The organism is Clostridium sp. JNZ X4-2, assembly GCF_054889485.1.
The window spans coordinates 657271-669564 of sequence record NZ_CM142685.1; the positions used below are offsets into that span (position 1 = coordinate 657271).

Consider the following 12294-nt stretch of genomic DNA (forward strand, 5'->3'; position numbering starts at 1 on the left):
TAGATTACCTATGAGGAATTGAAACCGGGATGAGAGGTGACAGCATAATACATCTATTCTGATTTTAGATTACCTATGAGGAATTGAAACATTTATCCTTGGAACTCAATGTTCCTAAATAAACAAGGATTTTAGATTACCTATGAGGAATTGAAACTCATACATGATGCTCCCATATTCATCGTCATTATCGATTTTAGATTACCTATGAGGAATTGAAACAAAGTACAGACTAATATATAAAAATAACTATATATGATTTTAGATTACCTATGAGGAATTGAAACTGTCTTCACCTCTTTCAGCCATTTGTGCAAGCTTAGATTTTAGATTACCTATGAGGAATTGAAACTTATAATGCAGAGGATTTTAACAGAGTAGAGAACAGATTTTAGATTACCTATGAGGAATTGAAACTCACACCTTGGAAATGGGTCGCAATAGAATAAGGAGGGATTTTAGATTACCTATGAGGAATTGAAACCAAATTAAAAGATTATGTTGCACTTACCTTCTCAAGATTTTAGATTACCTATGAGGAATTGAAACTACTTATAAAGGAGATGTTATGTCTCTCCAGCAGTTCAGATTTTAGATTACCTATGAGGAATTGAAACACTCAAGAACAATATGATAAAATTGCTATCCGAGATTGATTTTAGATTACCTATGAGGAATTGAAACTAGCCAAGTTAACAGACAGACTGAAAGCTATGGATGATTTTAGATTACCTATGAGGAATTGAAACCTTAGAAAAAAGGGGCTTTGCATCTGTAGCAACTTAGATTTTAGATTACCTATGAGGAATTGAAACATATAAAAGATGAAGCAAAATATAAAAAGATGGTATCAGATTTTAGATTACCTATGAGGAATTGAAACCCGTCTGCTTTACTACCATTGCTGTAAACATCATCTGATTTTAGATTACCTATGAGGAATTGAAACTCTGCCTTTCCATATACCTTTGTTTTTGCTCTGCCTGATTTTAGATTACCTATGAGGAATTGAAACTAATGTGACCAGGAAGACATACCTGAACCACATTCACCGATTTTAGATTACCTATGAGGAATTGAAACTTTTCAATCCTATATTAAGATTGAATTGAATTAACGTGATTTTAGATTACCTATGAGGAATTGAAACCCATTCCATTTGGATTTTCCATTTTCTTTAGCCTCTGATTTTAGATTACCTATGAGGAATTGAAACATAGCTGCAGAGAAAGAATGCACACAAGAAGTAGCGATTTTAGATTACCTATGAGGAATTGAAACCTTAATAAATTTTATGGAACAAAAGAGGCAGAAAGAAGATTTTAGATTACCTATGAGGAATTGAAACTTTTTAGGTGAGGTCAATAAAGTTTTAGTTATAGCACCGATTTTAGATTACCTATGAGGAATTGAAACTTGGAAATGAATAAGCCGAAAAAAAATGAAGTTAGTGATTTTAGATTACCTATGAGGAATTGAAACCTCAATTGGTACAAAGTAATTGATATATCGGCTGAGATTTTAGATTACCTATGAGGAATTGAAACAGGAATCTAAAAACTTTTTTTAGGTATGTTGAAGAAAGATTTTAGATTACCTATGAGGAATTGAAACTCTATAGGAGATGATTTTATGAGTAGAAATGATTATGGATTTTAGATTACCTATGAGGAATTGAAACATAAGAGTAGCGGAATGTCATATATACATTCTATAGAGATTTTAGATTACCTATGAGGAATTGAAACTGGGAATAGGCGGAGGAACCTCTGGCGGTAAGATAGGATTTTAGATTACCTATGAGGAATTGAAACCCATCTGTGGTATCTGATACATCCCCTTCACCTATACTAGATTTTAGATTACCTATGAGGAATTGAAACCTTCTTGGGATAATATACTTGCTACCAATCAGCTAAGATTTTAGATTACCTATGAGGAATTGAAACTTTTAAGGCTTTTTCTTAAATCACCAGTTACATCTTTAGATTTTAGATTACCTATGAGGAATTGAAACGAATACCGCCGTCATTGTTCCGTGGAGATATAGCAGGATTTTAGATTACCTATGAGGAATTGAAACTGGGTCCTAATACATTAATGATGATACACCATGCGTGATTTTAGATTACCTATGAGGAATTGAAACCTAAGATGCTTGTAAATAAGCAGGGATCGCAGCTTGGATTTTAGATTACCTATGAGGAATTGAAACATTGAATCAGTTCTCATACCAGTGTTCAGACCTTTAGCGATTTTAGATTACCTATGAGGAATTGAAACAATGCTGAAGAAATAGATCCTAAATTTAATGAGTGCAGATTTTAGATTACCTATGAGGAATTGAAACTCCATACCTTCTTTTTCATGTGCTGCCAACAACACGGATTTTAGATTACCTATGAGGAATTGAAACATTCTTCTGCCGTATAAGTTGATTTAATCATCATGGGATTTTAGATTACCTATGAGGAATTGAAACAATATTTTATCTAAATTCAGTTTTCCATCTACACTTAGATTTTAGATTACCTATGAGGAATTGAAACCATCTAGGAGGTGGAATATTTGAAACAGATTAGTATGATTTTAGATTACCTATGAGGAATTGAAACAAATACATAGAAGCTTTTAATAAGATGGAAGCTTTCATGATTTTAGATTACCTATGAGGAATTGAAACTTTTCTCCGATAGTTCTAAATTTCTATTCTTCAGTTCTGATTTTAGATTACCTATGAGGAATTGAAACTAATTTACAATCTATTCCTCCATTTTTAATTTTCTAAGATTTTAGATTACCTATGAGGAATTGAAACTAGACTATGGCCAACCCATATAAAAATAAGAAAATCAGATTTTAGATTACCTATGAGGAATTGAAACTGACTATTGAAGCTATCGGCGGAATAATATGTGTATGATTTTAGATTACCTATGAGGAATTGAAACTGTGTTAGATAAAGACAGTAGTGCAGACACGCAATACCGATTTTAGATTACCTATGAGGAATTGAAACATTACTAATGCACCATATTCTCTGCAATCTTTTTCCGATTTTAGATTACCTATGAGGAATTGAAACCTATCAAAAGGAAACATATTATCATGTACTTCTGTGATTTTAGATTACCTATGAGGAATTGAAACAAGAAATTACTATAGCTTCAAATTGGCTTAAAAAACGATTTTAGATTACCTATGAGGAATTGAAACTCTGTAGTTACTTTGGTATTTGCATCAGTAACTACGATTTTAGATTACCTATGAGGAATTGAAACCACCTTCATGATCCCCCGGGCAATTTGGAAGTACTGCGATTTTAGATTACCTATGAGGAATTGAAACATCTTTCTTTTAACATTCTATATTCCTCCTTATGCGATTTTAGATTACCTATGAGGAATTGAAACACTTGTATTCCTGTTATAAAGCTGTTCTCCAGCTTAGATTTTAGATTACCTATGAGGAATTGAAACTTTCTCCATTTTTGTGGTACTACCGTCACGAGCTTAGATTTTAGATTACCTATGAGGAATTGAAACAAAGAAAATGATACTGTAGTGCTTATTCAAATAGATGATTTTAGATTACCTATGAGGAATTGAAACATTGAACACTGCGGTAAACTTATAGAAAAATATTTTGGATTTTAGATTACCTATGAGGAATTGAAACTTATAATATAGGCTATAATGCTGCCTTTTGCTAAAGAGATTTTAGATTACCTATGAGGAATTGAAACATATACATGAACCCATTTGAGCATATGATAAATAGTGATTTTAGATTACCTATGAGGAATTGAAACTCATTTTCCCAACTAGAAAGAACCTTCTTGTCAATTGATTTTAGATTACCTATGAGGAATTGAAACTTTGTCCAGTAGAATAAGAACCAACTTTTCTTGTTACGATTTTAGATTACCTATGAGGAATTGAAACTTTTATTTTCAAGTCCATCAATTCTATGATGAGCTGACGATTTTAGATTACCTATGAGGAATTGAAACATTTTTCTTCTATTTCATTTTTAACGCTGAGTTTTCGATTTTAGATTACCTATGAGGAATTGAAACCTGGGAATGGACTCTATGACATTTAAAAGTTGTGCGATTTTAGATTACCTATGAGGAATTGAAACTCTGATTCTGCACCAGATCCTCCTGAAGTAGTCAGGATTTTAGATTACCTATGAGGAATTGAAACTTTAAAAATATGCTCCACGTTTCTGGCCTTAGAACGATTTTAGATTACCTATGAGGAATTGAAACCAAGGATTGGTATAATAAATATGTCAAGGGTAATTCTGATTTTAGATTACCTATGAGGAATTGAAACTCTTCTATATGTTCGATATCCATATCACCATTTCGTAGATTTTAGATTACCTATGAGGAATTGAAACTCCAGATAAATTTATTAAATAAAGAGAGGATGATAGGATTTTAGATTACCTATGAGGAATTGAAACCATTAATAGTTTGTTCCGGCAGTATGCTCATGCTGCCAGATTTTAGATTACCTATGAGGAATTGAAACTTTTTTTCATAAATATTTGTAAAACAATTTGAAGCTTCGATTTTAGATTACCTATGAGGAATTGAAACGTACTACTATTCTTGTTAAATTCAATTAGTTGTTTGATTTTAGATTACCTATGAGGAATTGAAACCAGCTAGAGTTAAATCCTTAGGTATCTCATTAGGAGCGATTTTAGATTACCTATGAGGAATTGAAACTAAGTAATTCCTCTGTTTTCATTGTCACCTTCCTGAAGATTTTAGATTACCTATGAGGAATTGAAACATGCTCTTTTTCCATGGAGTAAGACTTGGAGTAGAAAGATTTTAGATTACCTATGAGGAATTGAAACCTAATTGTTGATGGTCATGTGATGAAGGAGGAAATGGATTTTAGATTACCTATGAGGAATTGAAACTTTTTCACCTGCCTTTATATATTATTAATAAAATAAGGATTTTAGATTACCTATGAGGAATTGAAACCATTTTAGAGTTAAGTCTATAGGATACAACAAAAAAAGATTTTAGATTACCTATGAGGAATTGAAACCCGGGGAAGAGTTGCATGGACACTCTAGAAGGTTTGGATTTTAGATTACCTATGAGGAATTGAAACATATTAAAATCATTCCTTTATATTCGGATTTTATATGATTTTAGATTACCTATGAGGAATTGAAACTCCCTAAGATATAGTTAGATACATTTTTCAATTTAAGATTTTAGATTACCTATGAGGAATTGAAACTTACTAAAATTAATTTGCTTTCAAAATGGAGGGTTTGATTTTAGATTACCTATGAGGAATTGAAACACAGTAAAGATCAACGAAAAAATTTATATAGGAACAGATTTTAGATTACCTATGAGGAATTGAAACAAGGATATAAAAGGGAAAGAATTATATGAAGGTGACGATTTTAGATTACCTATGAGGAATTGAAACAAATATATGTGCAATATAATTTATCATTACTCTGTGATTTTAGATTACCTATGAGGAATTGAAACATACTCACTTGCTAATAAAGGAAATTAAGGAGGATAGATTTTAGATTACCTATGAGGAATTGAAACCCTTACCGTCCTCGATATGATAGTAAGAAAGCCGTGATTTTAGATTACCTATGAGGAATTGAAACAAAAAAATCATCCAGAAATGTATTCCTCTAGGGGCAGATTTTAGATTACCTATGAGGAATTGAAACAGGACAATTGTCCTGGGCAGGTTAGCAATGGTCAAACAGATTTTAGATTACCTATGAGGAATTGAAACATTTGAAGCCTGCCAATAACACCAAATCTATGCCCGATTTTAGATTACCTATGAGGAATTGAAACCACCGTGGGCATTTCTTCTTTATATGAGCCTGTCCTTGATTTTAGATTACCTATGAGGAATTGAAACCCATCCAAGTTTATATATCCTTGCTAGAAAAGTTTGATTTTAGATTACCTATGAGGAATTGAAACCCGCGCTGGATGAAAACTATGACGAGATAGAAACAAGATTTTAGATTACCTATGAGGAATTGAAACTTTCCTTTATCCTGCATGAACTCAAAATCATTCACAGATTTTAGATTACCTATGAGGAATTGAAACCCAGACACGATTTTCGTAACATTGTATACCAGATTTAGATTTTAGATTACCTATGAGGAATTGAAACAAACTAATAACGGAATCGCCTGTGGATGGCATACAAAGATTTTAGATTACCTATGAGGAATTGAAACAGAGATGGAGATAAAGAATTCCTAAAGGAAAAGTTTTGATTTTAGATTACCTATGAGGAATTGAAACAAGCATATCTACAAATATCTAGGAAAGCAATATGGATGATTTTAGATTACCTATGAGGAATTGAAACAAGAAACGGCTAAGTATACTGACGTGAAAAGTGATAGATTTTAGATTACCTATGAGGAATTGAAACGCATTTACACCAGAGACTAGCAGAAAGGGTATAGCGATTTTAGATTACCTATGAGGAATTGAAACCGATTAGCCGAGCCATTACCCACACTCCAACTGAACGATTTTAGATTACCTATGAGGAATTGAAACAAAATACAATAGTTCCCTTCTCCATTAAATCTCTTGGATTTTAGATTACCTATGAGGAATTGAAACTTGTTTTAGCTGTCTTTTTTAAAACCTCTATCTTTGATTTTAGATTACCTATGAGGAATTGAAACTATTACTAAAGACATTTCTACTATAGTAGAAAACAGAGATTTTAGATTACCTATGAGGAATTGAAACTCAGAATAATCATTTACTGATTTTATTCCTTCTATAAGATTTTAGATTACCTATGAGGAATTGAAACTTGCAAAAAGCTTTTATATTAGTACTATAATCGTTAGGATTTTAGATTACCTATGAGGAATTGAAACCATAATTAACAAAATCACTACCTCTTGAGCAAAACTCGATTTTAGATTACCTATGAGGAATTGAAACCCGGCCTGTTCTTCATTATCTTAGGATAAGTTCCCAAGATTTTAGATTACCTATGAGGAATTGAAACTTTTTTGGAATTGTACAGCAATACCTTTACCTAGTGCATGATTTTAGATTACCTATGAGGAATTGAAACCGTGTTGAATAAACCGCATAGGCGCATCCTAATCCAGATTTTAGATTACCTATGAGGAATTGAAACACAGTAAAGATCAACGAAAAAATTTATATAGGAACAGATTTTAGATTACCTATGAGGAATTGAAACTGCCCTTTCCATAACGAAAAGACACCTTCCCTTACAGGATTTTAGATTACCTATGAGGAATTGAAACCCGTCAGTTATGGCATTAGTTAAGCCTTGAATTAAATGATTTTAGATTACCTATGAGGAATTGAAACTCTCTTTCTGCTTTAGACACCTCAGCACTGTGTACCGATTTTAGATTACCTATGAGGAATTGAAACGAAAATCAATGTCGTTTTTATTAATTTTGTTGTCTAGATTTTAGATTACCTATGAGGAATTGAAACGCTTCTTCATTAGATATTCCACAATAAGCACAACTGATTTTAGATTACCTATGAGGAATTGAAACCTTCGACATCCGCTAAATGTCAAATTGATAAAAACAGGATTTTAGATTACCTATGAGGAATTGAAACTGGAACCATCAGCATCAATATAATACTCGTCAAACGATTTTAGATTACCTATGAGGAATTGAAACCATGGACTTGATATTGAATAATCCTGAAGAATCTCAGATTTTAGATTACCTATAAGGAATTGAAACCTGCGTTTCAGAGTGATTAATGTACACAACAAAGAAAGATTTTAGATTACCTATAAGGAATTGAAACCAACACAACTGGGGACTATCTACAGATGGTATAATGATTTTAGATTACCTATAAGGAATTGAAACGTGCAAATAACTACGGCGGCACGCTGATTCTCCATGGATTTTAGATTACCTATAAGGAATTGAAACTAAAATATTTTGGGGATTGGTATGGAAGAGGAAAAAAGATTTTAGATTACCTATAAGGAATTGAAATACTCAGGATGAATTTGGGGAAAAGATAGACCTTACAGATTTTAGGATACCTATTAGGAATTGAAACCTATTTACGGTACTTGGAGCATTATTACCTGATGCGGGATTTTAGGATACCTATGAGGAATTAAAACATAGATAAGATGTTGCAGGCATTACAGATTGTTTGGGTGATTTTAGATTACCTATAAGGAATTAAAACTAAGCAGGTAATTGGAGCAATTATACAATCAGATTATGCTTGGTTTGCTGCTCCAGTTTTCATAGCCTGGAACAACGAATGATAAAGTTTTTTAAGTAGTAGTTCAGCAAGCATAAATGAATTTATTACTATTACGTTATCTAGAACCTTTTATATAAATAAAAATCTAATTAGTCCTAATACGAATTACAATTATAGATATGCGAAGATGATAAATTTGAGATTGGGATGATGGTGCCAAAGAATTAGAGATAGCTTTTTTATTGTGCCTTTATTTTATTGTACTAATATGTTAATATGTTTTCCAAAAGGTACAATTGAAAGGCAGATGAAGTTATGGATACTAAAATAGTTCACAAAAGTGGTAAATCAATTGTAATTATTCACAGTAATGATATATTAATAAAAGATGTTCAATCAACTTTGGATTTTATAGCAACTGTTTCATATGAATCAGAATGTTATAGAATTGCTTTAAATAAAGAAGCTATTACGGAAGATTTTTTTAAATTGAGTACCCACCTTGCTGGAGAAATATTGCAAAAGTTTGTTAATTACAATATAAAATTTGCTGTTATTGGTGATTTTACCTGCTATTCAAGTAAATCGTTGAAAGATTTTATATATGAAAGTAATAAAGGGAATCATATATTTTTGTTGCCAATGAAAATGAAGCAGTAAAAAAATTATCTATTAATTAATAGAAGTTAAATTATTAAGAGTTTTGAACAAATCCAGGGTTCTTTTTTAAAATGAAAAAATTTAAGTGACATATGTAACCGATATTCTAGCCATAGGCGGTGCTCTAGTGGGTGTTATTAACTCTATTTTTAGATTGGTGTCATTTTTAAAGAAAATGGATTTGAATATATTATTTTATTATGATAATTTAACATATTCAAACAATGCATACCACGTCAAATTAAAGAAAAAAAGAAATGTAAATAATGGAGTAAATTGATTTTTACCATGAACTATGCATAGAAATATAAATATAACATTTAACAAGAGTACAGCATTACAAAGAATAGGTATATATTTTTCTAACATTTTAATTCTCTTTTCGTGCATAACCAATACCTTCTTAGTTTTATTTTTATGTTTAACTTTTAGTACAATGTGTTATAATATATTTAGAAGAAGCCGCTACGGCTTTTAGTTAATTGTATCTTTAGTATTTAATTAGGATGTGCTTGGCGAGAGCTCATCTTAATTTTTTAGAATCTGAATTTTTATCATTGTTTATATTGATAAAAAATTCTTTATTACTGTTTTTAGAGCTATTCTTGTATTTGAGAATAGCTTTTTCTTTTGAATGTGCAAGTACAGCAAAAATTCCGAATATAATTATTGCTGTACCACATACTATGCCAGTAATTAAGACCTCAGTATTCATATATGTCACCCCCTCTGCTGTCAGATTAACCGCAGCGGCTCCCTGGGAGAGATAAAATCCCGGAGGGTGACTAACTAAAAAACACTTTATTCTCCTAGTAATCATTATAGCATAAATTTTAACCATGAACCCATATCGACAGGGATTTAGCACTAAAATTCCAGTAAAAATTTTGTTTTTACTGGAGTTGTATTATATTACATTTACTTAAAAGGCTGGTAAATCTGTAGGCCGTCAGGTCATAAAAATAGCTAAATCTACCCTTTTCCCCAGAATCCCAGCAAAAAAATTCCCAGTTTTATTTTGAATTTATACCTTTATAAATAGTGGGTTATTCCAATTATCTTCTATAGTAAATCTTTCATCTTTTATATCTTCTATAACATCTATTTGAAGCATATTCTTCTTTCTAAAACCTTTTATACATCTAAAAAAGTATAATTGCATCAAATTAAATGCTATTATTATAAACATTAGAACTGTCTCTATGCCCGCAGGGCTGTGGAGAAAACAATGATCTACATGCCATTCTGTTTTTAATTGATGAAATACGTTATTTTCAATGTCCCATCTTTTATGCATTATTTTCCACAGCATTTCTGCCGTTGTAAATTTATCTGTTGTTATGATCGATCCTTCTTTAATCATTATTTTATCTCCAGTATGAATTTCTTCCACAAATTTTATAAATCTTACTTTTATATTCTTGTCAGACATTTCAAAATTATCATCTTCCCAAGCCTTAATCTTTGTGTAAATATTTGTACTCTTTTTTACAATCCAGTTTTTATCCGCCTCACGGCACTTAAATAAACCTAATGCGTCTTTTACAATGTGAAGACGTTCATCTTTTACTCTAACTACAGCATTCATCCCTATGGAGAGTACTTCATTTATCCATGCAGATTTACAATACAAAGCATCAGCTATAATGATATCCGCAAAGTGATGATATTCTTCATACAGCTTTTTAATTAAACATCTGCCAGCAGTAATTTCTCCTTCATCTTTACCTGAGCTGTCTTTTTTGGGCTCAAGCATTTCCTGATCTAAAACAGTATGTGGATCAGAACCAACCATTGCACAAACTACTGATCTGTGAAAATAATGCAGTATACCATTTTTATCAACCCTTGTAAAGGCAGTTGTCACAACATTTTTTAACACTGTCAAATAGTTCTACACCATCTATGGCGGCCACCTTCAAACCGTCAATAGTACCATTTCTAAATGCCTTATTTTTTATAGTGGATTTTATTATATGCTCGGTAATATCTTTTAAACCATCAAGATCAAAGTTATTCAAACAGCGTCTAATGGCATCAATACCCGGTATTTTATTTTTTTTAGGCAGAACTTTTTTAAATTTATTCTTTTCAATCCAGTGCTTCAATCTATTAAAACTTCCTATTTGAAGCATGAATGCAAATAATACTACAAAAGTAATTATTGAAATTTTTACTGGAGATTTTACTCTTTTATCTTTCAAGGTATTGATTTTTTTACCTGCATCATATACCCTGTTAATATAAGTGAGTAACTGTTTCAAATAACTTTTGCCCATTTTATCAGCATCCTTTTTTGAAAAATTTCTAGCAAAATAATTATAAAAAGGATGCTTTTATTATGCAAATTTTTTCTATGTAATTTACAGTAAAAATGGGAATCTATTAATTCTACTGCAAATACTCATGAAACTTTATAACCCAAAGGACTATCGTCTTAAAAATTTCCCAAGTGCTAAACTTCTGAAGATTTGCTTGCAGAAGATTCTATTTATCAGAGTAGGCTGAATAGAAGGTTAGGCTTTTATCTTGTGGGAAATGGAAAGAATAATTTTACAACTCCAGTAGAAGAAATGTATAAGGATCTTGAGAATTTTTTCAAAAAACCTATCTTTAGCTGCAAAGCCGTGCAACTGAAGATAACCTTGGAACTTTGTAAACATAAATCCTGGAGAAGATTGGCAGTTACTCTAAATATTACTTTTGATAGGCTGCATAAGATTCTGCAGCGGCTGTTTGGCCGGAAGGATTATCATCTTCATGAATTTTATGTTTATCACAGTAAAAGTTTTTGTAGTAAATTGTCTATAAATGATCCTGCATATAATGAGCATTCGTATAATCCTGTCATAAAATTGATTTGTGATGAAGAGGCCTTTGGGTATCCTGATAATATAACTAGGAAACTTGAAACAGGAATAAAATTAATGGAGTATATTCCAGGGTATAAAAATTTAAAATACAATTATGACTTTGGAGATAACTGGGGCATTATATTGAGGTGGAAAAGGTTGTAGATGACTATAATCTTAATTATCCTGTCTGTGTTGACGGCAAGGGGAAAACTCCACCAGAAGATGTGGGCGGAGACATCGGTTATGAAGAATTTCTTGGAATTTTACGTGATAAAAACAACCCTGAATATGACAATATGTTAACCTGGGGAGCAGCTCAGGGGTATGAAGATTTTGATATTGATTCTATAAATGAAAGGATAAGATATTTATAGGATGTATGCAAATTACGAACATAATAATTCAGCAGTATTTCCGTCAGCTTGAGATATGAAAGCTAATCCATTTTTTATTTTCCAAAAGTACTGATTAGGGAAAAGTTAAATTCAATGTGCCAGGGCG

4 protein-coding genes, 1 pseudogene and 1 CRISPR repeat array (1 of these 6 only partly in view) are annotated in these 12294 nt (G+C 31.6%); of the genes and pseudogenes, 2 read left to right on the forward strand and 3 right to left on the reverse strand.

From position 1 onward, the window contains the following. Positions 1-8257: a CRISPR direct-repeat array (repeat unit 30 nt; unit sequence GATTTTAGATTACCTATGAGGAATTGAAAC); it begins 5395 nt to the left of the window's first position. Positions 8258-8593: 336 nt separating this feature from the next. Next, the gene (locus ACYUJ6_RS03125) at positions 8594-8938 is read left to right on the forward strand and encodes a DUF4180 domain-containing protein (RefSeq protein ID WP_461844416.1); all 345 of its coding nucleotides are present in this window, start codon (positions 8594-8596) and stop codon (positions 8936-8938) included. 523 nt (positions 8939-9461) lie between these two features. Here ACYUJ6_RS03125 and ACYUJ6_RS03130 read toward each other — a convergent pair. The 3 genes from ACYUJ6_RS03130 to ACYUJ6_RS03140 form a co-directional block, all read right to left on the reverse strand. After that, complete coding sequence (locus ACYUJ6_RS03130; RefSeq protein ID WP_461844417.1) at positions 9462-9653, reverse strand: hypothetical protein; 192 nt, start codon at positions 9651-9653, stop codon at positions 9462-9464. A 309-nt stretch (positions 9654-9962) separates the two neighbouring features. Next, on the reverse strand, positions 9963-10820 hold the full coding sequence (locus ACYUJ6_RS03135; protein WP_461845424.1) for a transposase: 858 nt from the start codon (positions 10818-10820) through the stop codon (positions 9963-9965). Continuing rightward, entirely contained in the window at positions 10780-11217 is a 438-nt protein-coding gene (locus ACYUJ6_RS03140; RefSeq protein WP_461844418.1) for a hypothetical protein, read from the reverse strand. The genes ACYUJ6_RS03135 and ACYUJ6_RS03140 overlap by 41 nt, the downstream gene beginning before the upstream one ends. Before the next feature lie 294 nt (positions 11218-11511). On the opposite strand from ACYUJ6_RS03140, the pseudogene ACYUJ6_RS03145 reads away from it, so the two are divergent. Further along, positions 11512-12167: pseudogene (locus ACYUJ6_RS03145) on the forward strand (plasmid pRiA4b ORF-3 family protein). Positions 12168-12294 lie beyond the last annotated feature (127 nt).